Raw genomic sequence first — 26,834 nt, 5'->3', positions numbered from 1 at the left:
TTAATCCTCTAAAATTTTTAATAAATTATCTGTATATAGTGCAAAACCTAATGAACTCATTCCTTCACTTGAGTACATTCCACCTTTGCATAAAGTTAAATTTTCATGTATCACTCTATAGTAAATCCCATTATAGTATCTTAGAGTTCCATAATAAAGTGGTGCAATGATTATATTAGAATAATCTACTTCTTTCGCTTTTTGAACTAACTTTTCTAACTCTTTTTTTATACTATTTGGAACCATTTCTATAACACTTTCCAAACTTTTTATATCTTTTACTTTAATTAATCTGTTTAACCAATCGCAATTTAATTTAAATAGTGATGCTATTTCACCATTTTTTAATAAATCTATATCAATATTTAATTCACTAGCAATTAATTTTGGAATATTTATATTTGATATTTGTAAAATCGGTTCTATTTGTAGTGCTTTTAAAATATTTGCTGTTAAATTCATAATATCAGAAATATTATCATGATCTATCCACTCACATCCAATTTGGTACTCTTCTTTTGATGGATAAGTAAATATAGGTTGAACATAAAACCATTTTTTGTGAGCTGTTGTTCTTCCTAATCTTTTTGTAATTATTCTTACCACATCTAAAGTAGAATCAGCTCGTAAAGATACTTGTTCATTTTGTTCATCAGAAAATTTTATTAGTTTTCTTTCATTTGCAATTGCTTGATGTTGAGAATAAGAAAAATTTGGTGTTAAAATCTCTTCAAATCCTGCACTATCTAAAATTTCACAAACTTTATTTTCTAATACCCGCTTCTTTTTCGCCGTTGAACCAAAGTATAATCGACTCCCTTTTGGAATTTCGTGTTCAAAAATCATTCTTATTAGTTCCCTTTAAACATATTTGATGCAAAAACTTTATTTGCAGTTCCATCAAATGTTCTAATACCTAAATCATCAAGTGCCAATTCAACAGCATTTACAGCCCATGAAGCTTCATAATCTTCAACTAATCCCATATGATTAATTCTAAAAATCTTACCAGCTAAATGATCTTGTCCACCTGCGATATTTACATTATATTTATTTTTTAATATCTTTCTAATTGCACTTGATTGTTCAGTATAAACTGTTGTCATTGCATCTGCTGGAACTTTTGGATAAATTTCAAAACCAATAGCTTTTAATGCTTCTCTTGTTGCATTTGCTCTTAAAGCTGTTTGTTTATATAAATTATCAAATCCATCTTCTTTTAATTTTTCTAAAATTGCACCTAAACCAATAATAAGTGTAGTTGCTGCTGTCCAAGCTGTTGTATTCGTTCTTTGTTTTTTAATTTCAATTGAAAGATTAAAGTAATAACCTCTTGGTTTTGAATCAATTTTTTTAATTGCTTCATTTGATAAACCAATCATTGCAAGACCTGGAGGTAACATTAAAGCTTTTTGACTCCCTGTTACAACAGCATCAAGATTTGTAGTATCAATTTTTTCAACACCAACAGCAGTGATTCCATCAGCAATAATCATAATATCTTTATTAATTTTTTTAACTTCAGCTGCAATTTGCTCAACAGGATGTCTTAATCCTCCAGCACTTTCACAAATCTGAATAAAAATAGCATCAATAGAAGAATCAGCTTTTACAGCTTCAACTACGGCTTCAACTGATACGGGTGTATTCCATTCATTTTTAATTTCAGTATATTCTATTCCAAAAGCTGAACAAATTTTTCCGAATCTTTCACCAAATTTTCCAGAGTTAATAGTAAGTGCTTTTTTATGTGTAAGATTTGTTACACATGCCTCCATAGCACCTGTTCCACTTGAAGCTAACATTACAACTTCAGGCATTCCATATAATTCTAATAATAATTCTCTAGTATTTTTAAAAATTGCTTCAAACTCTTCAGTTCTATGATGTATTGTTACATCTGACATTGCTTTTCTAACAAATTCTGGTACAGGAGTTGGACCTGGTGTTAATAGCATTTTATTATCCTTATTTTTTCATTCTTTATAGCAAAACGAAGCATTTTATCTAAATATAGTTTATTAATTGGTTAAGCAATATTTTTCAAAAAAATTTAAAAATTTTCATTTTACTATTGACATTTACTACTAATTAGTAATATAATTCTACAAGGAGTATGTGAATGAATAATAAAACTTTAAAATCTTATGGTTATAGAACTGATAAATCTATGAAAACTGTTGTTAGATTAGAAAGAACAAGTTTAAAAATCAACAATTTAACTGTAAATTATTTATCAAAACATAATCTAACGTTTAATCAATTTAAAGTATTAGAAGCTTTATATCATCTAGGTGATTTAAATATTGGCTCAATCACAAAATTAACAATGAGTACACCAGGAAATATCACTGTTGTTGTAAGAAATCTAAAAAGAGATGGATGGATTACTTCAATAAAAGACCCAAATGATAGTAGAGCATCAATTTTATTAATTACTCAAAAAGGTAAAGATATTATTGAAGAAGTTTTCCCAAATCACGCAAAAAATTTAAATAAAGCTTTAGAAGTTTTAAGTGATGAGGAATTAGATACTTTATATGATTTATTAAATAAGGTTTACAAAGCAAATTAAATATTTTTTTGCTTTAAAAGTACTAATTAGTAATATATTATAAAAAAATAAGGAATAAAAAAATGAAATTTTTAAAATTAGGATTAGCCTCTGTTATCGCTTCAAGTGCTCTTTTTGCAGGTACATATAATGTTGACGTGAGTCATTCAAATGTTGGATTTAAAGTAAAACATATGATGATTTCAAATGTTATTGGTAAATTTAATAAATTTAATGGAACATTTGAATATGATGAAAAAACAAAAACATTAAAATCACTTGTTGGTGAAATTGATGTAAATTCAATCAATACTGAAAATGAAAAAAGAGATGCTCATTTAAAAAGTGCTGAATTCTTTTCTGCAAATGAATTTAATAACATCAAATTTGTTTTATCAAAAGTTGATGGTGATAAAGCTTATGGTAAATTAACTATGAGAGGTGTTACAAAAGATGTTACATTAGATTTAGAAAATAATGGAACAGTAAAAGATCCATGGGGGAATACAAGAGTTGGTTTAGGATTAAGTGGTAAAATTAATAGAATGGATTATGGTTTAAAATACAATACTGTATTAGAAGCTGGTGGTGTTGCAGTTGATGAAATTGTAAAACTTGATATTCAATTAGAGGGAATTTTAGCTAAATAATTTAGCTAAAATTATAAAATTATGTATCCAACACTATTTATTTCACACGGAGCACCAAATATAATTTTAAGTGACTCAAAATCAAAAAAGAATTTTCAGAAATTAGGAAAGAATTTAAAAGTACCAAAATATATAATAATCATTTCAGCTCACTATGTTACAAATGATTTAAGAATTATAAGTCCTGAAGCAAATAAAATTATGTATGATTTTTATGGATTTGAAGATGAATTATATAAAGTAGTTTATGAAATAAATAGTGATAAAAATTTAACTAATAATCTCATCAACACTTTAAAAAAAGAGAATATTGATATTTCAATTGATGAGAGTAGAATTAGTTATGACCATGGAGTTTGGAATGTTTTAGCTTTATTATATGAAAAACTAAATATTCCTGTACTTCAATTAAGTATTCCTTATTCTTATTCACCATCACAGTTAATAAATTTAGGTGAAAAACTAAAAGCTTTTAAAGATGAAGCGATGATTATTTGTAGTGGTGGAGTTACACATAATCTAGGAGATATGAGTTATAATTTAACTTCTAAAAACTATGCGAAAGAATTTAGTGATAAAATTAAAAATATTATAGAAAATGGCAATGAAGATGGATTATTAAATATTACTTCTGACATAAATTTTCGTAAAAACCATCCTTCAAGTGAGCATTTTTTACCCCTTTTTATAGCTTTTGGAAATGCAAATAATAAAAAAGGTAAATCAGTAAATAGTGAAATGCAATATTCAAACATTTCAATGGAAAGTTTCATTTTTGATGAAAATAAAGAAAATTTAAAGGATTTAAAATGGTATTAATTTTTGTAGCAAGTTTAAATGAAAATATGAATCTTGCGAATATGATAAAAGATAAATTTGAAAATAAAAATATAAATTCAAAAATAATAAACTTAGTTGATTTAAATCTACCAATGTATGATACTTTTAAAGAACAAAATGATGGTATTCCAAAAGTTGCACTTGATTTAGCAAAACAAATGGAAGAAGCAACTGCTTATGTTTTTGTTTCACCAGAATATAACTATGGAGTACCACCTGTTTTAGTAAATATGATTGCTTGGATTTCAAGAATTGGAGATAATTTTAGGGCGCTATTCAGTATGAAAAAGATTCAACTTGCAACTCATTCTGGAAGTAATGGACAAGATTTATTAAATGATTTAAGAAGTCAATTTACAAGACTTGGTGCTATTGTAATGCCAAGAGAAATAATTACAACTTATGAAAGAAAATGTCAAGAAGATAGTTTAGAAAGAATCTTAGAACAATTTGAAACTCTAATTAAGGAGTAAATTATGTTAAGAAAATTACCAAAAGAAAAGATGGGAACATCAAATCTTGGTTGGTTAGAAAGCCGTTTTCATTTTAGTTTTGCAGAATATAGAAATCCGAACAATATAAACTTTGGAGTTTTAAGAGTTTTAAATGATGATATAGTTCATCCAAAAAGTGGATTTGACACGCATCCTCATTCTAATATGGAAATTATTTCTTATGTTATAAATGGTGAGATAACTCACAAAGATTCTATGGGAAATAGTGAAACTTTAAAAAGAGGTGAAGTTCAATATCTAAGTGCAGGAGATGGTATTTATCATAGTGAACACAATCTTCATGAAAGTAAAGATTTAAGACTTTTACAAATTTGGATTATTCCTCCCAAAGCTGGATTACCTAGACTTTATGGTTCACATAGATTTAAAGAAGATGAAAGAACTAATAAGTTATTAAATATCGTATCATCACAAAAAGGTGATAGTAAAATTAAAATCTATCAAGATATAAATATTTATGTAAGTGAATTTGATAAAGAGTTTGATTTTGATATAAAAAAAGATAGACAAGTCTATTTTGTACAAATTGAAGGAAGTTCAAATATAAATGGTGTTACTTTAGAAAATGGTGATGCAATGGAAATTGTAGATATTGATAAATTAAATATTAAACCTCTTTCAAAAAGCCATATTTTATTTATAGATATGCAAAAGAAATAATTATATAAATAAAATTAAACTATACTACCAATTATAAAATTTGTATAGGTTAAAAAATTATGGCAATAAAAGTACTTTTAAATGGTGCAGGAAGAATTGGTAAAGCTGTTTTAAAACAGTTACTAGATTATAAAGATTTTGAAATAGTTATAATAAATGATATAAATCCATATATTGAAAATATAGTTTATTCAATAAACTACGATTCAACATATGGAAAACTTGATAATAAATTTGAAATAGTTGAAAATAATTATATTCAAAATTCACAATCTAAAATAAAAATCACACACTTTAACTCTTTAGATAAAATTGATTTAACAAATATTGATATTATTATTGATTCAAGTGGTAAAAAAGAAGATATTAATCTTCTAAATCAACTTCCAGTAAGTGCTGTATTTTTAACTCATCCAAATAAACAAGCTGATATAAATGTGATTTTAGGTGCAAATGAAAAAAAACTTAATCCATCAATTCATAAAATCATATCAACAAGTTCATGTAATGCAACAGCCCTACTTCCAGCACTTAAACTTATTGATGAAACAAAAGAAATTATCTGTGGAGATATTGTAACAATTCATCCACTGCTTAATCATCAAAGAGTTCTTGATGGAAGTTTTGTTGGAAGTGCGACAAGAGATGTTGAATGTAATTTTGAGTTTGGTCGTTCTTCTACTCAAAATATTATTCCTAATAAAACAACAACAATAACAGCTTGTTCTTATGTTTTAGAAAAATTCAATCAAGACCTCATCTCATCTAACTCTCTGAGAGTTCCAACAGATACAGTTGGAGCAATAAATGTAACTTTATTTACAAAACAAACCTCAACTAAAGATGAAATAATTGAACTATTTAAAAATTATGAAAAAGCTCAAAAATTTCCAATAGTTTTAAACAATATTGAACCTTTAGTTTCAAGTGATTTTAAAAAAGAAAAATTTACAACTATTGTTGATTTTAGATATTTAGAAGTAAAAAACAATATGATAAAACTTCTACTTTGGTATGACAATGAGTGGGGTTATGCTTCAAAAGTAGTTGAAATTCTGAAATATTATACAAAAATAAAAAAAGGGTGAGTTTTTATACTCACCCTTTTTTATTTATCTAAATTTACTTAATTAGATAAACTCTACACCTTTTGCACCCTCAGCAATATGTCCAATAACATATCCATCAGTGTTAGCTAAGATTGCATCAACATTTGCTGGGTTTACAACTAAAACCATTCCTACACCCATATTAAATGTTCTATACATCTCTTCAAGTTCTACATGTTGTCCCATAAATTCAAAGATTGGTAAAACTTTGATTTTACTTCTATCAACTACAGCTTTAAAATTATCTGGTAAAACTCTTGGTAAGTTTTCAGTAATTCCACCACCAGTAATATGAGCTAAAGCATTGATTTTATCTTTATTAGCTTTGAATTCTTTCACATAAATTCTTGTTGGTTCTAATAAAACATCTTTTAGTAGTTTACCTTGGAAATCATCATTTAAAGACATTCCTAATTTTTCTAAAAGAAGTTTTCTAACAAGTGAGAATCCATTTGAATGAACACCAGAAGATGGTAAAGCAATTAAAGTATTTCCAACTGCGATTTTATCAATTCTATTTAATTCATCTTTTTCAGCAATTCCAACACAAAAACCAGCTAAATCGAAATCACCTTCTTTATACATTCCTGGCATTTCAGCAGTTTCACCACCAACTAATGCACACTCACTTCTAATACAACCTTCTGCAATTCCTTTTACAACTTGTGTTGCTTCTTCAACTTCAAGTTTTGCAGTTGCATAATAATCTAGGAAAAATAATGGTTCTCCAAAGTTACATAATAAATCATTTGTACACATAGCAACTAAGTCAATACCTACTGTATCAAATTTTTTTGAGTCAATTGCAAGTTTTAACTTTGTTCCAACCCCATCAGTTCCTGAAAGTAATACAGGTTTTTTATATCCACTTGGTAATTCAAATGCACCTGCAAAAGAACCTATTCCACCAAGAACTCCTGGAATCATTGTTGATTTTACATAAGGTTTGATATTTTCTACAAACTGATTTCCAGCATCAATATCAACTCCAGCATCTTTGTAACTAACTGTTGCCATTATTCACCTTTTTTCTTATTCTATTTTCTAATCTACGATTACTTTAAAAAATTTTTGGTATTATAGCAAAATGTTTATAAATATTAAGGACTATATATAATGAAAGATAATAATGCATTTAATGAAATGATGGTACATATACCATTATGTACTCATAAAGAAGCTTCAAATGTTCTAATTATTGGAACAACTAATGAAGATATGAAAGCACAAGCTGCTAAACATAGTAAAACTTCAAATATTGAATTTGGCGATGCCTCTTTTTTAACATCAAAAAATGAAAAAAACATTGATGTAATAATTTTAACAGATGTAAAAATTGATGAATTATTGCTAGCAAATATTGAAAGAATTTTAAAAGATGATGGTTTAATTGCTTTTGCTTCAAAAGCATTTTCAAAAGATGAAGAACAACTGTTTGATGATTTGAAATTAGTTGGATCAAAATTCTGGATTGCTATGCCATTTAAATTTGGACACAATACTTCAATAATTGCTTCAAAAAAATATCATCCAACTGCTGATTTAAATCTTCAAAGAGCAGATTTACTTGATGATTTAGATTACTATTCAGCAGAGATTCACAATGCTTCATTTGTATTTCCAGCACATGAGTTTAGAGCTTTAACTGGTATTGCTAAAAGATAAAAATTCTCCTATTTAATATAAATAAATCATTTTTATAGTATAATTAATACTATGAGTAATGATTTATTTAAAAACGCTATCGCTTTAACAGGCGGAATTTCAACTGGTAAAAGTACTGTTTGCAACCTATTTAAGCTTCATGGTTTTCTAACTATTGATGCTGATAAAATAGCTCATAAACTCTTAGATGAGAACTCTGATAAGATTATTGAGATGTTTGGAAAACAGTATGTAGAAAATGGAAAAGTTTTAAGAAAAGAACTTGGAAAAATCATTTTTTCAAATGAAGAAAACAAATTAAAACTTGAAGCGCTACTTCATCCTTTGATTAAAAAAGAGATAATCAAAGAATCAAAAATTTTTGAAGAGCAAAATAAACCATATTTTGTAGATATTCCGCTATTTTTTGAAAAAATGCATTATCCAATCTCTAAATCTTTAGTTATTTACATTCCAAAAGAGTTACAAATCCAAAGACTTATGAAACGAGATAATATAGATGAAAATGAAGCAAAACTAAAAATCTCAAATCAAATGGATATTGAAGAGAAAAAAAATCTTGCTGATATGGTAATTGATAATTCAAAAGATTTAAAACATTTACAAGATGAAGTAGAACGAATCATCGGAGAAATTATATGACATATACAAAATATAGTGCGAGTGGAAATGATTTTATCATTTGTCACTCATTTGTTGAAAAAGATTATTCAACTGATGCGATTAGATTATGTAATCGAACAGAAGGAATTGGTGCAGATGGATTTGTTGTATTAGTTCCAACTAATAAAGCAGATTTTAAATGGCTATTTTATAATAGTGATGGAAGTGATGCAGCTATGTGTGGAAATGCAACAAGAGCTTGTGCACATTATGCTTTTACAAATGGATTAATCAATTCTAATGAAACAAAATTTTTAACAGGAGCTGGTTTAATAAAATCAACTATTGAAAATGAGATAGTTGAAACACAACTTACTGCTCCAAAAGTTATCAATGAGGAATTTATTGAAGAAGGTTTTACTTGGTATTTAGTTGATACGGGAGTTCCTCATTTAGTAACTATTGTTGATGATTTAAATTTATATGAACACAATTTATGCGCAAAAATGAGATATAAACATAATGCAAATGTAAATTTCGCAAAAATTGAAGATGGAATTATAAAAGTTAGAACTTATGAACGTGGTGTTGAAGGAGAAACTTTAGCATGTGGAACAGGTATGGCTGCATGTTTTTTGAGAGCAAACACTCTTAAATTAGTAAATGATACTGCTTTTGTTTATCCAAAAAGCAATGAACAATTAACTCTTTCAATTAAAGATGGTACTATTTATTTTAAAGGTGCTGTAAAAAAAGTTTTCACAACTAATATTTAACAAGAGGCCTATGTATTTATTAAAATTTTTAATCAATAACTCAAAGAAACTTTTACTAACATTTTGTTTAGTTGCTTCTATGCAAAGTCATTGTTTAGCGAAAGGTTTACCAAAAGAGTATTATGAAATTGACGATGTCAATAAAGCAAAAGAGTATTTCTTCGAACATTTATATCAATTGATCAAGAAAGAAAATGAGATTATTTTACAAGATAGAGAATTTATAAAAAACGTTTTAACATCAAATATTTTACACATTGATTTTGATTCTTCAACTTTCTCAAAACTTCTTGAAATTAAACAAAAATATAAAATAAAAAATATTTTCACTCTACAAGAGTATCTAAAAAAAGTAGATGTAATTCCACCCTCACTTGCTTTATCACAAGCTGTAATAGAGAGTGGTTGGGGTAAAAGTAGATTTATAAAAGAAGCAAATAATATTTTTGGACATTGGACTTACGACCCTAGATTTGGAATGATTCCGAAACAAAGAAAATTAGGAGCTTCGCATTTTGTAAGAGTTTTTGAAAGTTTACAAGAGTCTGTAAGTGCTTATATGCTAAATCTAAATAGAAATTTTGCATATAAAGCCTTTCAAGAAAAAAGATTTGAACAAAGAAAAAATAAAAAACGTCCAGATGGGCTATTACTTTCACAAACAATGTTAAATTATTCTGGTATTGCACAAGAGTATTTAAAAATATTAAAGGATATAATCCTCGTTAACAATTTACAAAACTTTGATAAACAATTTTATCAATCATAATCTAAATTAAGGACAAAAATGAAATTTCCAGCACCATTAAAATCTGACTCTATAAAAATTATGCTTCTTGGAAGTGGAGAACTTGGAAAAGAAGTTGTTATTGAAGCTCAAAGATTAGGAATAGAAACAATTGCTGTTGATAGTTACAACAATGCTCCAGCTCAACTTGTGGCAAATAAATCATATACAATCAATATGAAAGATAAAAATCAACTTCTTGATATTATAAGAAGAGAAAAACCAACTTATATCTTGCCAGAGGTTGAAGCTATAAATATTCAAGCTTTATTTGATGCTGAAAAAGAGGGATTTCATGTAATTCCAAATGCTGATGCAGTTAATAAAACTATGAATAGAAAAAACATCAGAGAATTTGCAGCAGAACAACTAAAACTTCCAACAAGTAAATATAAATTTGTAACAACTTTTGAAGCTTTAAAAGAAGCTGCAAATGTTATTGGATTTCCTTGTGTTATTAAACCTGTTATGAGTTCTTCAGGTCATGGTCAAAGTGTTGCAAGAAGTGAAAATGATTTAGCAAAATCATGGGAAATGGCAAAAGAAGCAAGAGGTGATGCTAGTGAACTTATAGTTGAAGAATTTATCACTTTTGATTATGAAATTACAATGCTAACTGTTAGAAATGGGAAAGATACAGTATTTTGTGAACCAATTGGACATATTCAAAAAGATGGAGATTATATCTTCTCATGGCAACCAATGAATATGAGTGAAATTGCAGTTAAAAAATCACAAGAAATTGCAAAAACAATTACTGATGGATTAAGTGGTCGAGGAATTTTTGGAGTTGAACTGTTTGTAAAAGGTGATGATGTTTATTTTTCTGAAGTAAGTCCAAGACCACATGATACTGGAATGGTTACTATGATTACTCAAAGTGCTAGTGAATTTGCACTTCATGTAAGAGCAGTTTTAGGTTTACCAGTTGATTTTATAACTTATGGAGCAGGTGCAAGTGCTGCTTATAAAGCAAGTGGTGATAGCTTCAATCCTCAAATTGACATTTTTGATTCTTCATTTACAAAAGATTCTATTATTAGAGTATTTGGAAAACCACAAAGTCATGTAGGAAGAAGAATGGCTGTTGCTTTAACTTTTGATAAAGATAGTAGTGACAAAGCTTTACAAAAAGCAAAAGAGATTATTGAAAATTTCAAAGATAACTAAAAGGGATAATCCTTTTGTTATCGTACTGTATTTTTTAAAACTTGAGTTACAGTATATTGCATACCTTCATTGTCAATTACTGTAATATCAAATTTTGCATTTATTAGATTTGAAAGATTTTTAGCTTCTAAAATATATTTATTATCAACATCTGATAGAAACAAATTATAAATATTTCTTACTTCAAAACCATTATTTTTTACTACTATTTGGAAAGTATTTTTATTTAAAGTTATATTTACATCTATTTGTTTTTGTATCTTTCCTTTTTTTAACTCTTTTTTTACAACATCCATAGAAGATTGTTCAATTAAAGCTGATAATATATTTTCCAAATAAGCTTTATTAAGATAAATTGATTTATTTAAATTTGTTTCACAACTATACTCAACAAAAATCTTATATTTTATTCCTGCATAAACATAATTATCAACTCGTCTTTTATGTAGTTCAAGTAAATTATTAAAACTATTTAGATTTATTACTTTTTCATTCAACATCCCTAACGTAGTTATTTGTTCTGCAAATTTTTTTACTTCTTCAAATTGTAAAGCATAAGAATCAATAATTTCAAAAATAATAGTACTATTAATTAAATCTTCAACACCTAATCTATTGATATATTTATCAAATATATTTGTATCAAACATATCAATAAAATATTTTAGATTGAATATTTTATTTTTTAAATTTATCAGCTCTTTTATCTCATTTAGACATTTTTTCTTATTTTCACCTTTTATTCCAAAAGTTTCTAAATCCAAAGCTAATATTTCTAAAAAATTTTTATCATCAAAAATAAAATTTACTAACTCAACTTTATCGAATTGATGATATTTTGCCAATAACTTTTTCATTTCTTCTTTTAAAATGCCAATAATTTCATCTATACATAAACTTATTTCCAAAATAGATGTTTGAATATTTTCATGATTTTCATTGAATATTTGTCTATTTAATCTAGTTTTTCCACCATTTTCACTAGAAAATATCTCTTCTATATTAAAAAACTTGTTATATTTTGCTTTTAATATAAAAACTTCATTTGATATTTTTTCAATGTTTTTTGAAATTTCTGATTTATAATCGTATAGATTTTCCAATTTTATTTCCTATTTACAATTACTTGTAGCACTTACAGTTCCATCACTTACTTGCACCCAGTTACTCTCTTTTGATACATCCATCACATCACCTGAGATTTTTTTATAAATTGTATTTATTTGTACCCAATCTTTATCTTTTTTATTAATCGTAAATTGATCATTTATTTTTAAAACTCTTAAGATTTTAGCATTTAAATCATTTTCATTTCTTACATTTAAGTTATATTTTTTTACTGTGTATAAACAATTTGAAAGTTCTTCTTTTGTTAATTTAGTCTCTGTTTGCACATTTTCAAAAACTTTTTTTATAGTAGGTTTTTCTTGTTCATTTTCTATTTTTTTATTTTTATTATTGTCAGTAGTTTTATTTTCTTCTTTTTTTTCTGTTTTCTTTAAATCACTTACTGATATACCATAATTACTTAAATAAATAGTGTATCCATACTCTTCATCAAGTTTTTTATACAACTCTACACTTTTTGTTCTTGTATTAATATCGATTATTTTATGCCCTAAAATATTATCACCTTCTACATATCTTCCTTCTATATTTGCACTTAATTCTGATTTTTGATTGTTTTGTTTATTTGAATTTGCTTCGTCACTCAACTCTAAAACAACATAATCTTTTCCATTAAAAGAGTACATACTTTTAATTCTCAAATCTTTTAATTTTTTAGTTCTTGTAAAATCTGTTGTTAGTCTTGCCATTTCATTTTGATGAGTAAATACATTTTTTTCATAATCTTCTTGGGATAATTTTGGTTCCTCTTTTATAATAGTTTGAGGTTGATTTACTGGATTTTGATTTGGCATATTTTCTTTATTTTTGATTGTATTAACCTGTTCTTCTAAATAATCTTTTTCAAGTCCTGTAATTGCTTTAAAAAACTCTTTAGATTGTTGATCTAAAACATCCAACTTATCAATATTTTGCATATTTTGTTCTTCTGCATAAAGACTAAATGCTGTAAATAACCCCAATAAAACTATACTTATTCTCTTCATATTTTCCCTTTTAAATTTTTATTTAAATATAAACTCATAATTAAATCCACCTATATATGTAGGATATTTTATAAAAAATGGTTTTCTTGAATCATTTGTTGTCCATTCATCTGATGTCATGTTTGTAAGATAATTATCTCCACCTTCTGCTACTAAAAAATCTCTATCTAAATCATACAAATTTGTATTAAATACAGGTATCATAAAAGTATTACCATCTGCATAGCCAGAACGATAAAAAGATTGTATTCCCCAACAATACATTTGATTATATATATCTATTCCACACATTCCATTATCATCTTCAATTACTTTTATTTTTTTCCATTGAATTTTTGATATTGAATCCTTAAATATAGGATTTGATTCATTTTCACTTGTATAATAGTCTCCCTTTAATTTATTCTTACTATTTATCCATACTATTCCGTTAGAAGTAAAATCAACTGATATAAGTTCACTATCATTATCTTTATCGTATTGACTATCATAATTTGTTTTTATTAGTTCTTCAACTGATTCAACTTTTACCTCTTTTCCCCATGCTTGACTTATTTTATAATACTTTTCATCTTCACCTTTTGCAACAAAAGCATTTAAGCCTCCTTGAATAGAAGCAAATACAATATCTGAATCAACTTTTAAAGGACTACATAGATTTACTGTCGTATTATTTATTTTTTGCTTACAACTGTAATTATAATAATTATCTAATCCCCAAAGATATACATTTCCATTATTAGATAATGCAGCCATTTTTCTATATCCAATTGTCAATAAATAAGTTATATCTTTAAATAATACTTTTGTATTATTTTCTGTTACACTTATTTCTGTAGGATTATTTTTATTATTATATGATTTTCCTCCATCACCTGCAAAACCTGCAAAATCATAACCCCATCGATAAATTCTTCCATTTTGATAATTTCCATTTGCATCAACATCAGTATTAGCTAAAATCAACCAAATTTGATTATTTGCAAATATTTTTGTTGCTTTTTTATCAGCTGTTCCATCAAAATATTTACTTCTATAAAACATCTCTTTGGGATTACTTTGATTATTTGTGTCTAGTTGTGTGTACATTGAAGTTGTGCTATCTGCAGTCACTCCACCACAATACAATTCACCTTTTGTAGAAATACCACAAGTTCCATGATAAACTGTGCTAAAAAAATCTATAAATTTAGGTCTTAGTGGTGAAGAAAAATAATTCTGATTATCTAAACTTGTATTATATGTCTTTACTTTTGCTCTTACAAGTCCTGTAATTACAGGGAAATTTTTATAGGAACCTGCTAATCCATTACCTTGTGTAAATTTTTCTATATCTATACCTGTAATTTTATTTGCATTATTTCCCCACGTATAGATATCTCCATTTATTATCATTCCACCTGCACGTCTTGTAAATTGAATTATTGTTTTTCCTATATCTCTTGTTATCTGTTTAACTTTTACTGCATTTGATGAACCTATCATAATATATTCATCTGCTGTATTTGAAGTTGCATTTTTATGTAATACTGTCATTCCAGCAAAAGAGACATCACTTACCAAATTTTTATACTCTGTATTAACTGTTCCATCATCATTTAATAAAGTCACACTTTCATCAAGAAGTAATTCATTATCAAATGAAAATTTATATTTTCCTGAAGCATCATACCAATGTAAAACACCTTTTGAATCCAAAAAATATTTATCTTTTGCATCTTCTTTAGTTGTAGTAATTTTTGATTTATTTGAATAAATAAATTTCTCTTTTGATGATAATAAGATTTCAACTTCATCATTATTATCTTCATTATCTTTTTTTATTTTTAATGGAGCTTTTGTATAGGTTCTATACTTATTTGAATAGTAATAATCATATAAATTTGATTTTAAATTCATATCCTCTGGCAATGAACTTTCTATTTTATTATCTTCTATTAAACTAATTATTTTACCAAATGGATTTATTGTACTAAATCCCTTTGGTAAATAATTATCTATTAATAAACTAGATATATTAGTTGGATTTTCACCTTTTTCTAAAATATATTTTTTATAGGCAATTGCAATTTCTTCTTCTTTTTGCACAAGTTTTTTAATTTTTGTTAAAGTCAAAGTATCTACATTATTATCTGCATTTAATACACTTATAAAAAGGAATAAAAGGAAAAATAATTTTAAATTAAATCTCATTTTATTTCCTTCGCTTTTGAAATATAATTTACAAAATATAAAGAGTCATCTTTATCACTTTTTTTAATCTCTCCTAAATATGATAAAATTCCCTCCGCTGCTTTTAATCCATTTTCACTTTCAGTATGTATTCTTGCTACTATTATATATCTATCAATACACATTTTTTTGGCGTCTATATAATTTAATTGATAATCAACTAAAGACATTCTCTTAAATATTTCTTTTACTTTTGGTTCTAATTCCTCTTTTGTTATATAACTCTTTTCTAAATTTTGAATTCTTTTTTTTGCTTCATTTACTTTTGTTTTCAAAGAGTTTGTTTCTTCTCTTTTAACTTGAAGTTCGTTTGTTAGTTTTTCTTTTTCATAATAGCTTTTATAATAATTCATTGCTCTAAAAGTTATGTATAAAGCTGAGTATATAACTAATGTTGATATAACTATTTTACTAATATTTAATATAAGTTTATTACTAAGACTAATCATTTAACTACCTCATTTTTACTTATACAATCAGTTAAATCTTTATATTTCTTTTGATTATCATTCAATAATATTTGTTGCCTTTTGGCTAACTGTGTTTCTATTCTCAACTCTCGATTTAGATTTTCTAAAGGCTCAATATAAAATACTTTATCTGTTATTGTTTTTAATCCAAAAAATATTATCCAAAAGCTAGCACCTAACAATAAAGACATATAAACCAATTTTGTTATATGTGATTTTGTAGTATCTAACTCTTTTAAAGGTTTTACTAGCTCTTCCATCTCTCCCAATGATTTTGCAACAACTTCTTGTTTTTCATTTTTTGTATTTTGTTTCAAAATATTTTCTATTGCACATTTATATTTTGAATTAATTACATAATAGATATTTTCTATTGCTCCACCACTTGAAAGCATTGCAATATGTTTTGTAATCAAAATCGATTTAATCATATCATCTGTAATAAAATTTTGGTTTATTTTTGCAGAATAAACTGTTTTATGATTAAATAAAATTACATATTCTCCATCAGCAATATGGATTAAAAATTGATTTTTCCCTAAATATTTTCTTGATAATAGATTTAAAGAGTATATTTCATCATTAGTATATTTAGATAAATAAACACTATATTTCTTAAAAGATTGATATGTGAACATATTTTGAGAAATATCAAATTCATCATTTATATAAAAAAATTCACTATCTTCTTTTGTTGCAAAATCAGTAATTACTAATCGTACCATACTTCTTCTCCTCTGATGATAGCTACTGCATCCTCTTTTGTTATTAGTCCCTCATTATATTGAGCCATTGCAGCTTTTTCTACTGTCATATATTCTGCTGGATTATCAAAATCTCCACCATGTCCAAGTTTAAATCTAATAACCTCAGCAATTGGTACCCTATCTTTAAATCCAGTATTATTACACTCATCACAACCAACTTTTTTATAACCACCTTCACCATCTGGTTCTTTACAATAACTACAAAGTTTTCTAACTAATCTTTGAGACACTATTCCTCTTAAGTTATCTATAATATCCCCTTCATTAATTCCAAGAGAACTTGTCATCCTTGAAACTGTTGCAGGAGCAGAGTTAGTATGCATAGTTGAGAATACCAACTGACCTAAGTTAGAAGCATTAACAAGTTGAGATGCTGTTTGAGGTTCTCTTGTTTCTCCAATAAGTATAATATTTGAATCTTGTCTTAAAATATCAACTACGGCTTCTGGATAACCATATTTGAACTCTTCACTTGCACTTGCAAACTCAGATAAATCAATTTGGAAAAATGATTCATCCACATATTCAACTGGATCTTCAATAGTTATAACATATTGTTGTTGTTTTGCTAGTTGTTGTAAAAGTGCATACATCAAGTGAGTTTTTCCTGAACCAACTTGTCCTGTGATTAATATCATTCCATTTGCATATTTTGTTAAGTTTGATAAAATATCAACTGTTTCTTGTGGATAATTTAATCCTCTTAGATTATGAGAAACAACTCCACGCCCACCAATCATCCTCATAACTAAAGAAAAATTTAATTTTGAGTTTATAAGCCCAAGTCTAAATTTGATATTTTTTTTACCATATTCATAATTTATAACACCATTAATTGATTCATAATCAGAATCTTCTTGATCTGCCATGGTTACCAATCTTCTTTTTACTGTTTTTGCAATAGTAATTGGCATTGTTCCCATATCAACTTTTATACCATCTATTCTAAACCATAAAGATGCATATCTACTTGTTTTTTGTATGTGAATATCAGAAGCTCCAAGTAAAATAGCTTGCCCCATCATTTTGTCAAAATATTTATTTATCTCTTCGTCATTTTCAGTATCACTATTTGAACTAAAAATAATCTCTCTATCTTCTCCAAATACTGAAGATAAAACGCCCTCACCTAAAACTACGATTTTTGTAAAATAAAACTTACTTAAAATTTCAAAATCAAGATTTACAACATCTCTAATACCTAAAACTTTATTTTTATTCTTTTTATCTTCCAATGTAATAATATACATTGTTGTACAAAATTCAAGTTTTTTTTCATCTAATTGAAAAGAAGTATCTTGATAATATTTTGATAACTCATTATAAGTTGCATAATACTCATAACCCAAAGTTCTTACAAATTGTTCATATTTTTCTTCATTTGCAATTAAATCTCCATATCCACCTTTTAGGTGAAATTTATCTTTTATCATATCTTCAATTACATTTGATAAGTGAGTATCTGGGTCGTCACTTTTACCTATAAAATCATAAATTGATTTTTTTTGTTTTTCAAAAAAACTTTTAAAATTTATCTCGTTTAGAAAATCTTTTTTATTAGCTTTTTTCTTTTTATCTTTTTTCATAAAACTAAAGTTTGGTACATTTTTTAAAGTAGTTACTATTTTTTTTATCATATCTTCTGTCTTTTATTGATATAAAGTTTTAAATGTAAAGGTACTAATTACTAAATTTATAACATCAGAACCTATTATTACTGTAACTAACATTGCAATCATCCAAAATAGAAATTTCCATTGCAAAACCATATAATTGATATTTTTTTCATACATTGTGTCGCAAGTTTGATATAAAGCTTTTGTCACTTCTGAAAAACTTGTTTTACTAAGTTCTGATAGTTTTATATCTGCTGTGATAATTGCAGGAAAATTATATCTTTCAAACATAATAAACAATTTTTTATTTTTATTTATCATTTCAGCTAAATCTTTGAAAAATGGTCTAAATCCATCTTTGAAATAATCTTTTGATAAAATCAATGAAGTTTTATGAAAAGAAATACCAGCACTAAGCATTCCATTTAAAATTCTAAACATAAATCTTCCATCTGAAAATGCTTGTGTTTTAAATACTTTATATAACCAAGCTGGCTTATATTTTTCAGTGTATAAATATCCAAAAAATATAAATGCAGTAACAAATATGGAAATACCTAATCCTATATAAGCAACATCATATGTAAAATATTTTGGTATTCCTAAAAATTGCTCAACATCAGGATTTAATTTTCTTAATTGAAGTAAATCTTTTTGCAGAATATCAAGATATAAAATCAAACCATAAAAAGTTCCAATAATGATAGATAAAGGAACAAAAATTGGGTTAATCATCTTCATTATCAAATTTGAATTTGCCTTTTTAAAAGATAATACCAGTTTTAATCCATCAATTGTATTTGTACTATTAACAACTAAACTAAATTGGAAACTATTTAAAAACTTATGTTTATGCAAAATTGCTTCTAGTTTATGTTTTCCTAATTCCATATCTTTTATAGCAGCCATTAATCTTTTTTTGAAGTTTGTTTCTCTTGTAATTTGTTCACTATACAACAATAATGCTCTTCTTGTATTAGAACCATTTTCAAGTTTTGTTACAAGATAATCAAGTAAAAATTGTTCATAGGGATCAGCAAACATACTCATTATTAAAAGCCTTTTATATTTTTAAGAGTAACTACATAAACTATTTCACGTCTTACATAAGATTTTGAATCACTTCCACCTATTGCAAAACCTTCAACTGGCAAAATTCCTTGATAATTTTTTGTGTCATCATGAACAATAATTGATCCAACAATTGATGTTTCACCTAATCTTATCTCTCTTGAAATATTATAACTTTGGTCATTGTATTGTGGTAATTTTATCATTGTTCCATCAACACTAACTTCTCCAAATTCAATAAGTTTTTTTATTGTAGGAGTAATATTTAAAAATATCTTATCTCTTGATATCTTTGCCATTGCAGTTATTGAAGTACCTTCTTTTAAAGTATTAACTGTAACATCAGAAGTTCTTGTATTTGTGTCAGAATCGATTGTTGTTTCTATTTTTTCAACATAATCTGTATTATCTGTAATTGATTGTACTGTTGGGATATTATTTTTTAATACCAACATATTTTTACTGTAATTTAATATTTTTCCTATTTCATTATTTGCCTTTGCAGTGATTTTTAAAAGTCTTGTTAGATTATCACTTGTAAAATTAATTGCTCCATCTGTTCCTATTTCTCTAACAACTCCTGCTCCTGCATTTGTTTGTCTATCATCAGTTATGCTTCCTATTCCATATTCTCTATTTTTATTTAATAGTAACTCTATTCTTTCAAACTCTATAACAGCTTCTTTTGAAAATGTTGATTCATAAGCTTTTGCTACTGCTCTTACTGTATTTTCTATTGATTTAGTTGATTTTAAAAATACCAAACCACTTGCTTTATCTATATGATAAGTTGATATTTTATCATTTGAAATTATATTTTTTAACATTTTGTCTAGTTCATCATATAAAACAATTTGTGCATTATTTTCTACTTTACTCTCACCTGTTGTTTCTTGATTTGAAGTTTGACTTGATGATTTTATATCTAAAAGAGGGATATTTAACTCTATTACAAAATCTTTATATCTAGTTATATTTATAACTTCTTTATCATAATCTATATCAACAAATACATCTTTTGCATGTCCTAAAGAGTTTAAAGCATCTTTCAAGTTTTTTGAACTAATACTTACTATACTATTTTGAAAATCATCTCTATTATCTATATAATTTCCGATAGTCACTTCATAACCTGATTCAGCAGTTATTAGTTTAATTAGCTCTTCTACTGAGATTTGACCATCAAGTTTAAATGGAATGTGTTCTATTGATTGTTTTTTTGTTTCACTTGTACTTAATAGTTTTACTAAATAAATTGAACCATTCTTTTTGATGAAAAGTTCTTTATCTAAAACTGCATTTAAATACTGATTTAACTCTGTTATATTATGAATTTTTATTCTACTTTTTGGAATTAATACATCACTACTTTTTAAATAATAAAAATTACCATCTATCACTTCCATCTCTTTTAGTATATCACCTAAAGATTTATCTTCTAAAATGGAAATAAACTCTTTTGATTTATTTTTTTCATCTACCAAAGAAGCTGAATATGACTCTTTTAGTTCATTATAATCTTTCTTATCAAAAGATTGTTTAGTTTTATCTATCATTTCATCATGATAACTTTTTGAACTACAACCACCAAGTAGAAAAAAGAGTGTGCCTAAAAATAATAAATTTTTATAATTTTTCAAAATATGTTTCCTTATTTAAAATAAAATGCATAATCAAAGCCCCCGATGTAAGTTGGATATTTTAAAAACAGATTTCCACTATTATTAAAATTATCAAAAGCCATTTGTGTATGAACATCACTTTCTTGCGTAACAAATAATTTATTAATAGTAGATATTTTATCAACATCATATAAAGATGTACTTAAAATAGGGATACTACGCCCTACATTACCCCAGCAATACATTTGAGAAGAACTACCTATTCCTGTCATTGTACAAATAGTTGGTACACTTACCTCTTTTGTAGAAGTACTTGAACTTCCACCTGAGGTATTTGTATTTCCTGTTAAAGTGAATTTTACATTATCAATTCCCCAAGATGTTTGAGTAATATCATTATCTTTTATATAAGCCCCAAACCCAAGTCTTATATTTCCATATGCATCTAAATACTCTGTTCTAGTAAATGTAAATTTTCGAAAGCTATAATAATCTAAAATTGGTGTTGAATATGTTTCCGTTCTATTTCCATTTATAAAAGTATAAAATTTATCTATTGTATACCATATATCATGTCTCCAAGTTCCAATTCTATAAAAATCATAACTTATAGTAACTTGTTTATTTGCATTTTCTGCTCCAAAGCTAAATACTTTATAAACTTCTTCACTTCCATCACTATTACCATGATAAATTGTTCCACTTGAAGATTTTTTATTAAATCTTCCTAAAAATTTAGTTGCTGTTCCACTATCTACATAAATAGGATATTTATAAAATTCACTTGTTGAAGCCGTATAAGGTACTGGACCTGGGGGAACAACCCAATAGTCATGATTTTCATCTTCAAAAGTTTCTAAATATACATTACTTGAAAAAGTTACATTATCAATCTGTTTTGAGATATCTATATTATTTATACCAAAAGATTCTACTGTATAATCTGCATTTTTACCTGCTACATTATGCCATCCACCCAAGGCTGCTCCAAAACCTAATTTAAAACTTCCTGTTGAATCAAGAGTAATACTGTATGAATATTGATGTTTTTGAATATAATTGTTGCCTGAATTTGGTAGAATTCCTAAATCTGTTCCTACTTTTGTATCTTTTGAATCATCTCTTGTATAAGTATCTTTACTAACTAAAACATTATTTATATAAACATAAAAAGCATCTTCCAATCCATTTCCATTGTTTCCATCCCAATAACCTATTTCATACATATCAAATGCTATTTTTATATTTTTATTTGCCCAAGAACTTCCTAAACTAAAAGTTTTATATACTGTTTGACTACCACTTGTAGTATCAATTCTACCATTTCCTAATCTTCCTAAAAACTTCCCTGTAACACTCTCTCCATCATGTATATAGTTTACATTCCAACCTGTTGTTGAACTATTTTCAAAATCTTCTGTATAATCTGTTCCATAATCAACAACTGTTTTATTAATTTTACCCTCAAAAATTGAAACATTTGAAAAGTTTGCATATAAGCTATTATTTATAGTATTTGTTAAACTATTTAATTCAGTTAATGCTGTTGAAAATATAGTTTTATCTGCTGTTGAACAACTATTAAAATCTTTATCCATACAAGTTAATAATTCATTTGAACCTTGTAATTGCATATTTTTATCCACATAAACTAGTAACTGTTTTGTTCCATAATCATAAACAGAAGCACTCAATGTTCCACCATCTATTCCCAAATCTTTAATACTTATATCATCATAAGTTCTATAAAATTTATTATCAACCCCTTTTAGTATAAACTCTTTACTATTTACAAATATCCCATCTTCGTTGAATTTTTTTGAATTAGATAATATAGTAGGCTTATAGTATACTTTTCCATTAGGTCTTTCTCCCCAAATCCAAAAATTATTATTTTCATCTAAAGCTCCAAAACCTTTTATATCTCTTAATGCATAAATCTTTTTAAAAGTTACTTCACTTTCAAGTATTTGGGGAATATGTGTTGAAAAATTTTCATCAGTATTATTTATTCCTAATGATCCTTTTAGATTTGATCCAAAACTATAAATTTTTCCTGTATCAGATAGTAAAATAAAAGTTCCATCTGTCATTACAATATCTTTTAGATAAATTACTGATGAACTATAAATACCATCATCTTTTCCATTTGATATTATTTTATTTTTTCTTAAAATAGAAGTTTGAGTTTGTCCTATATTCTCAACATAAAAATAATCAGAATGTAGGTATCCATTACAATATAAATCTCCACCTATTTTATATCTAATCCCTGATTCATAATAATCAAATATAGGAGAAATACCACAAACATTTTTATCATTCATCGCCATTTTTTCAAATTTTACTCTATATGGATTGTTATACCATCTTTTAGATATTAAATTTAAAGTTTCATCTTCAACTTTAATATTTTCAATGTCAACTTTTAACATCACAGGAGTATTTACATAATTAGGAGTTAATTTGTAATCTATTTGCCCATAAGTTTCTATACCTGATTTTTTGTATTTATTGTTCCCCCAACAAAATATATCTCCATTAGCAAGCATACAACCACCATTACTTCTTATAATCAAGTCTTTTGAATCAGGGATATAAGACAATATCCTTTCTTGCATAGTTATATCATCATTTACTTGTGAAGTTGTTCTTCCTGTTCCTGATGGTATCCAGCTAGAGTTACCTTCATAATAATACTCATACCAAGAATTTCCATCTTTTACATAAGCTTTTTCACCTATTCCTACTTTTATATAAGATAAATCATCTAAATTGTCTAAATAGACTGGTGTTTTTTGATATATTTCAATAGAATTACCAATTGCTTTACAATATTTATATGTTAACTTTTCATTTTTTAATTCATAAAAATATTTTCCTGTATTACAATTTTGTGAAGGTAAAACTATTGAATTTGTATTTTTTGTTATAACTGAAGCTATCTCTTTTTGAATATTATTATATAAGACTTGAGTACCTTTTTCTAAATCTGCAGGCAAAATACTTTTGGGTGAAATTGTATTTACCCTAAAAACTTTATTTACATAAAAATTATATACATATTTATATTGATCTTTATATTCATTTATATTTTCTATCGCACCTTTTATATAAGCATTATTATCTATATCAAAAGTCACAACTAGATTTTTTTTAGTTATAGGATTCTTTTTATTAAAATTTACTCCTAAATAATCTTCTACCATCAACTTTTCCCAATCTAAAGAGTCATTAACATCTTTTGGGATTGTTCCTGTTTGAAGAATATATTTATTTATTGCAAGAGAAAGGTACTCTTCTTTTTGAATAAGTGATTTAACATCATTCATCAATGATATATTCTCATTTGCTGCAAAAATATAATTAAAGAAAATTAGTATAAATATTAGAGCTTTGATTTAATCCACCTTTAAAATTTGTAAATTTCCAGAAGAGTCATTTACCAATTTTACATTTTTTGTTTTATCTTTTATAAATATATAACTACCAACTTTTAAATCATTCAATTTTATAGTTTCTGAATTTATAATACTTTCACTACTTATTGTTATATTTCCACTATTAAAATCTTTTTTATCATATTCAATCCAGTTTGAAGCGCTGTTATACCATCTTATAGTATTTTTATTTTCTTTATCACAATATCTATATCTATTTTTCAAAGAATCTGAACAAGTTTTTTCAATAATATTTCCATTTTTCAATAAATCAAAAATCGTTTGAGCCTCTGGTGTTTTTAACTTAAATTCAACATATGAATTTTCAGAATTATCTTTTTCATAATAAACACAAGTATAATCTCTATATAAATCTCTATTGTAAAGCTGAACGATATAATTTTCTACACCTATATTTTCATCTCTTTTTTTTCTATACTCATCTTTTGTAATTGCATATTTTAATTGTAAATCACTACTAGATTTAAAATCTATATTTTCACCCATTTTATTTGATACTGAAAAATTTGTTCCTAAATATTCATCACTTATCAAATCATTCATTGTTGGTAATTTAAACTCTGTCAAAATATATTTTTCAAAATTTTTAGCTATATTTTCTTCGATTTCAATCATATTTTGAATATATAATGCATTTTGTTTTTGAGCTGTTAAGTTGTCAACTCCAAAAGATGAAAGAGCTAATAAAACTATAATAAAAATCTTTCTTATCATTTTAGAACCTCTATTCCATCAATTGTTTTTACATATTTAACTCCATCTGTGTCATAAAGCAAAGCACCTTTTGGAATAGAATCAAAAGCACTTTGTGTAATATGTTTTGAAGTATCATTTGTAATAATTATTGGACCTGTTTTAAATTTATCAATATGATAAGCTATCAAATAAGTATCTGGAACTACTTCCAATCCATCAAGTTTTTTTGTTAGTTGAATAAAAATATGATTATTCTCTTTACAATTTACAGCTGTTGTAAATACTGTCGTTGGACAATCTTGAATTGCTCCGCCATTTTGTTTTATCAAATCATATAAATGTTTTGCAAATTCATCTTCAAGAATAAAATTCACTTCATCATTTCTAACATAAGTTCTTTTTCTATAAGTATTACTTTCATATAGTGCTTTTATTGAACTATCTGCTTTTAAATCATTATTTAAACCATAAGAAACTTTCATCAAAGTTCCATCTAAATTAAGTGTAGTAGTAATACCTGAAATTGTTGTTGTAATATCACCAATCAAACTTTTAATTTGAGTTAAATCAGCAATTGCATAATTTGTCAAAATATACTCTTCATAAGCTTTTGCAATTGATTCTTCATATAAAATAATTGTTTTTACATCTTGTAAGGCTTTTTGTCTCTCTTCAAAATTATCTAAATCCAATGAAAAAGAGATATTAACAAAAATAAAAAATATAATTACAATCTTTTTCATAACATATCTTTCAATTCTTTATAAAGTCTTGTTTCTTGTGAATTTTCGTTTTTATAAAGTCTCTCTTTTATTTTTGATTTAAAATAATTTTTTTTCTCATCTTCTTTTAAATCTTCTAAAAAATAGAATTTATCATCATTAGGAATAAATTTATTAACAACATCATTTACTACGGTTTCTTTATTTGTTGTAGTTGAATATAAAATATCTTTTGCTAATGCATCAATTGCATTAGTAATACTATTTTCAATATCAATATCTTTTATAACACTATTTTTATTTTGTTGCCCTACTTCAAAGGTATATTTGTTATTAGTTACCTCAATAGAATTTACATCTATAATATCTTTTAATTTTGCTTTTAATGCTAAAAGTTTTAACTTCTCATTTTCACTTATTTCTATTTTCCCAAGACTATTTATCAGTTCTTTATTTGATAAATTACTAGATTTATCTCTATCCAAAAGTAAAACCTTTTCCCAATTTTCACCTTTTGGTAAATTTGCGATTATTTCATCTCTTGTTATATCTTGTGGATTTTTATTATATTGCTTGGCTATTAGAGTTTTGATTTCAGAGATTATTTCATAATGTTCTTGGATTTGTTTGGCTTCTTGAATATCACTATAAGATTTGTACATAGCACTTATAGAAAATATAGCTGTAACAATAAGTGCCGATGATAGCCATATATTTCCCAACATTAGAAAAAA

The 26,834-nt window shown here is 26.0% G+C and carries 26 protein-coding genes; 11 read left to right on the top strand and 15 right to left on the bottom strand.

From position 1 onward, the window contains the following. Entirely contained in the window at positions 1-846 is an 846-nt protein-coding gene (locus tag ABLL_RS01005; RefSeq protein ID WP_014472915.1) for an ATP phosphoribosyltransferase regulatory subunit, read from the bottom strand. A gap of 5 nt (positions 847-851) precedes the next feature. Then, a complete protein-coding gene (locus ABLL_RS01000; RefSeq protein WP_014472914.1) occupies positions 852-1,958 on the bottom strand; it encodes an alanine--glyoxylate aminotransferase family protein in 1,107 nt (368 codons plus the stop codon). A gap of 164 nt (positions 1,959-2,122) precedes the next feature. Between ABLL_RS01000 and ABLL_RS00995 the strand changes: the two genes are divergently transcribed. From ABLL_RS00995 to ABLL_RS00970, 6 genes are all read left to right on the top strand, one after another. Next, the gene (locus ABLL_RS00995) at positions 2,123-2,575 is read left to right on the top strand and encodes a MarR family winged helix-turn-helix transcriptional regulator (RefSeq protein WP_014472913.1); all 453 of its coding nucleotides are present in this window, start codon (positions 2,123-2,125) and stop codon (positions 2,573-2,575) included. A 62-nt stretch (positions 2,576-2,637) separates the two neighbouring features. Next, positions 2,638-3,204, top strand: coding sequence for a YceI family protein (locus ABLL_RS00990; RefSeq protein ID WP_014472912.1), 567 nt, complete (start codon positions 2,638-2,640; stop codon positions 3,202-3,204). Between the two features lie 21 nt (positions 3,205-3,225). After that, complete coding sequence (locus ABLL_RS00985; protein WP_014472911.1) at positions 3,226-4,023, top strand: class III extradiol ring-cleavage dioxygenase; 798 nt, start codon at positions 3,226-3,228, stop codon at positions 4,021-4,023. Beyond that, a complete protein-coding gene (locus tag ABLL_RS00980) occupies positions 4,014-4,517 on the top strand; it encodes an NADPH-dependent FMN reductase (protein ID WP_014472910.1) in 504 nt (167 codons plus the stop codon). Before ABLL_RS00985 ends, ABLL_RS00980 begins: the two co-directional genes overlap by 10 nt. A gap of 3 nt (positions 4,518-4,520) precedes the next feature. Further along, entirely contained in the window at positions 4,521-5,219 is a 699-nt protein-coding gene (locus ABLL_RS00975; protein ID WP_014472909.1) for a pirin family protein, read from the top strand. A 59-nt stretch (positions 5,220-5,278) separates the two neighbouring features. After that, positions 5,279-6,307, top strand: coding sequence for a glyceraldehyde 3-phosphate dehydrogenase NAD-binding domain-containing protein (locus ABLL_RS00970; protein WP_014472908.1), 1,029 nt, complete (start codon positions 5,279-5,281; stop codon positions 6,305-6,307). A gap of 42 nt (positions 6,308-6,349) precedes the next feature. Here the strand turns inward: ABLL_RS00970 and purM are convergent, their stop codons facing one another. Continuing rightward, positions 6,350-7,345, bottom strand: a complete 996-nt coding sequence (purM, locus tag ABLL_RS00965) for a phosphoribosylformylglycinamidine cyclo-ligase (RefSeq protein ID WP_014472907.1) — start codon at positions 7,343-7,345, stop codon at positions 6,350-6,352. Positions 7,346-7,444: 99 nt separating this feature from the next. Here purM and ABLL_RS00960 point away from each other — a divergent pair, with 99 nt between their 5' ends. From ABLL_RS00960 to purT, 5 genes are read left to right on the top strand one after another with little or no spacing between them, the layout of a single operon-like run. Continuing rightward, on the top strand, positions 7,445-7,993 hold the full coding sequence (locus ABLL_RS00960) for a spermidine synthase (protein WP_014472906.1): 549 nt from the start codon (positions 7,445-7,447) through the stop codon (positions 7,991-7,993). A gap of 51 nt (positions 7,994-8,044) precedes the next feature. Then, entirely contained in the window at positions 8,045-8,635 is a 591-nt protein-coding gene (gene coaE, locus ABLL_RS00955; RefSeq protein ID WP_014472905.1) for a dephospho-CoA kinase, read from the top strand. After that, positions 8,632-9,372 carry a diaminopimelate epimerase gene (gene dapF, locus ABLL_RS00950; protein WP_014472904.1) on the top strand — a complete coding sequence of 247 codons (741 nt, stop codon included), beginning with the start codon at positions 8,632-8,634 and terminating at the stop codon, positions 9,370-9,372. Before coaE ends, dapF begins: the two co-directional genes overlap by 4 nt. A gap of 10 nt (positions 9,373-9,382) precedes the next feature. Further along, positions 9,383-10,141 carry a glucosaminidase domain-containing protein gene (locus ABLL_RS00945; protein ID WP_014472903.1) on the top strand — a complete coding sequence of 253 codons (759 nt, stop codon included), beginning with the start codon at positions 9,383-9,385 and terminating at the stop codon, positions 10,139-10,141. Between the two features lie 18 nt (positions 10,142-10,159). Continuing rightward, complete coding sequence (purT, locus tag ABLL_RS00940) at positions 10,160-11,329, top strand: formate-dependent phosphoribosylglycinamide formyltransferase (RefSeq protein ID WP_014472902.1); 1,170 nt, start codon at positions 10,160-10,162, stop codon at positions 11,327-11,329. A gap of 17 nt (positions 11,330-11,346) precedes the next feature. On the opposite strand, the gene ABLL_RS00935 is transcribed toward purT, so the two are convergent. The 12 genes from ABLL_RS00935 to ABLL_RS00880 all read right to left on the bottom strand — a co-directional run bounded on the left by ABLL_RS00935 (position 11,347) and on the right by ABLL_RS00880 (position 26,825). Continuing rightward, the gene (locus tag ABLL_RS00935; RefSeq protein ID WP_014472901.1) at positions 11,347-12,432 is read right to left on the bottom strand and encodes a hypothetical protein; all 1,086 of its coding nucleotides are present in this window, start codon (positions 12,430-12,432) and stop codon (positions 11,347-11,349) included. Between the two features lie 9 nt (positions 12,433-12,441). Then, positions 12,442-13,443, bottom strand: a complete 1,002-nt coding sequence (locus ABLL_RS00930; RefSeq protein WP_014472900.1) for an SH3 domain-containing protein — start codon at positions 13,441-13,443, stop codon at positions 12,442-12,444. A gap of 18 nt (positions 13,444-13,461) precedes the next feature. Further along, positions 13,462-15,636: a hypothetical protein gene (locus ABLL_RS00925; protein WP_014472899.1), complete on the bottom strand. Its 2,175-nt coding sequence runs from the start codon at positions 15,634-15,636 to the stop codon at positions 13,462-13,464. After that, positions 15,633-16,124 (bottom strand): hypothetical protein, encoded by a 492-nt coding sequence (locus ABLL_RS00920; protein ID WP_041654611.1) that lies wholly within the window; start codon positions 16,122-16,124, stop codon positions 15,633-15,635. Before ABLL_RS00920 ends, ABLL_RS00925 begins: the two co-directional genes overlap by 4 nt. Beyond that, on the bottom strand, positions 16,121-16,870 hold the full coding sequence (locus tag ABLL_RS00915) for a hypothetical protein (RefSeq protein ID WP_014472897.1): 750 nt from the start codon (positions 16,868-16,870) through the stop codon (positions 16,121-16,123). The genes ABLL_RS00920 and ABLL_RS00915 overlap by 4 nt, the downstream gene beginning before the upstream one ends. Beyond that, entirely contained in the window at positions 16,858-18,549 is a 1,692-nt protein-coding gene (locus ABLL_RS00910; protein WP_014472896.1) for a GspE/PulE family protein, read from the bottom strand. Before ABLL_RS00910 ends, ABLL_RS00915 begins: the two co-directional genes overlap by 13 nt. A gap of 12 nt (positions 18,550-18,561) precedes the next feature. Beyond that, positions 18,562-19,578 (bottom strand): hypothetical protein, encoded by a 1,017-nt coding sequence (locus tag ABLL_RS00905; protein ID WP_014472895.1) that lies wholly within the window; start codon positions 19,576-19,578, stop codon positions 18,562-18,564. Positions 19,579-19,580: 2 nt separating this feature from the next. Next, positions 19,581-21,239 (bottom strand): hypothetical protein, encoded by a 1,659-nt coding sequence (locus ABLL_RS00900; protein ID WP_014472894.1) that lies wholly within the window; start codon positions 21,237-21,239, stop codon positions 19,581-19,583. An 11-nt stretch (positions 21,240-21,250) separates the two neighbouring features. Next, a complete protein-coding gene (locus ABLL_RS00895) occupies positions 21,251-24,553 on the bottom strand; it encodes a hypothetical protein (RefSeq protein ID WP_014472893.1) in 3,303 nt (1,100 codons plus the stop codon). Positions 24,554-24,622: 69 nt separating this feature from the next. Further along, positions 24,623-25,396, bottom strand: coding sequence for a hypothetical protein (locus ABLL_RS00890; protein WP_014472892.1), 774 nt, complete (start codon positions 25,394-25,396; stop codon positions 24,623-24,625). Further along, the gene (locus ABLL_RS00885; protein WP_014472891.1) at positions 25,393-26,121 is read right to left on the bottom strand and encodes a hypothetical protein; all 729 of its coding nucleotides are present in this window, start codon (positions 26,119-26,121) and stop codon (positions 25,393-25,395) included. The genes ABLL_RS00890 and ABLL_RS00885 overlap by 4 nt, the downstream gene beginning before the upstream one ends. Next, complete coding sequence (locus ABLL_RS00880; RefSeq protein ID WP_014472890.1) at positions 26,118-26,825, bottom strand: hypothetical protein; 708 nt, start codon at positions 26,823-26,825, stop codon at positions 26,118-26,120. The genes ABLL_RS00885 and ABLL_RS00880 overlap by 4 nt, the downstream gene beginning before the upstream one ends. Positions 26,826-26,834 lie beyond the last annotated feature (9 nt).

The sequence above is a fragment of the Arcobacter sp. L genome (genome assembly GCF_000284235.1).
Lineage (GTDB): Bacteria > Campylobacterota > Campylobacteria > Campylobacterales > Arcobacteraceae > Aliarcobacter > Aliarcobacter defluvii.
The sequence above is the reverse complement of the archived record's forward strand: the minus strand, read 5'-3'. Positions and strand labels throughout refer to the sequence as shown.

Excerpts from the sequence above, each read along its gene's own strand:
- ABLL_RS01005 (WP_014472915.1), bottom strand. The coding sequence starts at position 846 with ATGATTTTTGAACACGAAATTCCAAAAGGGAGTCGATTATACTTTGGT.
- ABLL_RS01000 (WP_014472914.1), bottom strand. The coding sequence starts at position 1,958 with ATGCTATTAACACCAGGTCCAACTCCTGTACCAGAATTTGTTAGAAAA.
- ABLL_RS00995 (WP_014472913.1), top strand. The coding sequence starts at position 2,123 with ATGAATAATAAAACTTTAAAATCTTATGGTTATAGAACTGATAAATCT.
- ABLL_RS00990 (WP_014472912.1), top strand. The coding sequence starts at position 2,638 with ATGAAATTTTTAAAATTAGGATTAGCCTCTGTTATCGCTTCAAGTGCT.
- ABLL_RS00985 (WP_014472911.1), top strand. The coding sequence starts at position 3,226 with ATGTATCCAACACTATTTATTTCACACGGAGCACCAAATATAATTTTA.
- ABLL_RS00980 (WP_014472910.1), top strand. The coding sequence starts at position 4,014 with ATGGTATTAATTTTTGTAGCAAGTTTAAATGAAAATATGAATCTTGCG.
- ABLL_RS00975 (WP_014472909.1), top strand. The coding sequence starts at position 4,521 with ATGTTAAGAAAATTACCAAAAGAAAAGATGGGAACATCAAATCTTGGT.
- ABLL_RS00970 (WP_014472908.1), top strand. The coding sequence starts at position 5,279 with ATGGCAATAAAAGTACTTTTAAATGGTGCAGGAAGAATTGGTAAAGCT.
- purM (WP_014472907.1), bottom strand. The coding sequence starts at position 7,345 with ATGGCAACAGTTAGTTACAAAGATGCTGGAGTTGATATTGATGCTGGA.
- ABLL_RS00960 (WP_014472906.1), top strand. The coding sequence starts at position 7,445 with ATGAAAGATAATAATGCATTTAATGAAATGATGGTACATATACCATTA.
- coaE (WP_014472905.1), top strand. The coding sequence starts at position 8,045 with ATGAGTAATGATTTATTTAAAAACGCTATCGCTTTAACAGGCGGAATT.
- dapF (WP_014472904.1), top strand. The coding sequence starts at position 8,632 with ATGACATATACAAAATATAGTGCGAGTGGAAATGATTTTATCATTTGT.
- ABLL_RS00945 (WP_014472903.1), top strand. The coding sequence starts at position 9,383 with ATGTATTTATTAAAATTTTTAATCAATAACTCAAAGAAACTTTTACTA.
- purT (WP_014472902.1), top strand. The coding sequence starts at position 10,160 with ATGAAATTTCCAGCACCATTAAAATCTGACTCTATAAAAATTATGCTT.
- ABLL_RS00930 (WP_014472900.1), bottom strand. The coding sequence starts at position 13,443 with ATGAAGAGAATAAGTATAGTTTTATTGGGGTTATTTACAGCATTTAGT.
- ABLL_RS00925 (WP_014472899.1), bottom strand. The coding sequence starts at position 15,636 with ATGAGATTTAATTTAAAATTATTTTTCCTTTTATTCCTTTTTATAAGT.
- ABLL_RS00920 (WP_041654611.1), bottom strand. The coding sequence starts at position 16,124 with ATGATTAGTCTTAGTAATAAACTTATATTAAATATTAGTAAAATAGTT.
- ABLL_RS00915 (WP_014472897.1), bottom strand. The coding sequence starts at position 16,870 with ATGGTACGATTAGTAATTACTGATTTTGCAACAAAAGAAGATAGTGAA.
- ABLL_RS00910 (WP_014472896.1), bottom strand. The coding sequence starts at position 18,549 with ATGATAAAAAAAATAGTAACTACTTTAAAAAATGTACCAAACTTTAGT.
- ABLL_RS00905 (WP_014472895.1), bottom strand. The coding sequence starts at position 19,578 with ATGAGTATGTTTGCTGATCCCTATGAACAATTTTTACTTGATTATCTT.
- ABLL_RS00895 (WP_014472893.1), bottom strand. The coding sequence starts at position 24,553 with ATGAATGATGTTAAATCACTTATTCAAAAAGAAGAGTACCTTTCTCTT.
- ABLL_RS00890 (WP_014472892.1), bottom strand. The coding sequence starts at position 25,396 with ATGATAAGAAAGATTTTTATTATAGTTTTATTAGCTCTTTCATCTTTT.
- ABLL_RS00885 (WP_014472891.1), bottom strand. The coding sequence starts at position 26,121 with ATGAAAAAGATTGTAATTATATTTTTTATTTTTGTTAATATCTCTTTT.
- ABLL_RS00880 (WP_014472890.1), bottom strand. The coding sequence starts at position 26,825 with ATGTTGGGAAATATATGGCTATCATCGGCACTTATTGTTACAGCTATA.